A 367-nucleotide genomic window follows, 5' to 3' on the forward strand; every position below is an offset into this window, starting at 1 on the left:
CTATCATCCGGGCCAAGGCCTGTTCTGCCGTCTCGACCGGCGCGGAGAGTGAGATGGCCACCCGGTTGCCTGCGGTATCGTATTTGACGGTGCCCTTGGAATAATCGCCAACGGTCAGCGCGCGGTGGAGAATGTCGTTGACGTTGGTGGCGACCACCAGCCTGCTGTTCGGCGGAAAATCGACACCGACGATCATCGAAACCAGTTCGAAAAAGAAGCTGGCTGGCGCTCTACGTCTTTGTGAACCTCACCTCGATCATCTGGCTGGGTTCGATCGCCGTCACGAAGGTCGCCGGCATCGACCAGAACATCGCCTTGGCGTCCACATTAATCGCCAACGGTCAGCGCGCGGTGGAGAATGTCGTTG

Annotated in this window: 1 protein-coding gene; it reads right to left on the bottom strand. The window is 59.1% G+C overall.

All coding sequences use genetic code 11. The features are described from left to right. Positions 1 to 196: hypothetical protein (locus tag ASG67_RS15455; RefSeq protein ID WP_156460857.1), on the bottom strand; the 196-nt coding region annotated here is incomplete at its 3' end. Between the last annotated feature and the right edge of the window lie 171 nt (positions 197 to 367).

The organism is Sphingomonas sp. Leaf339 (assembly GCF_001426195.1).
GTDB lineage: Bacteria > Pseudomonadota > Alphaproteobacteria > Sphingomonadales > Sphingomonadaceae > Sphingomonas.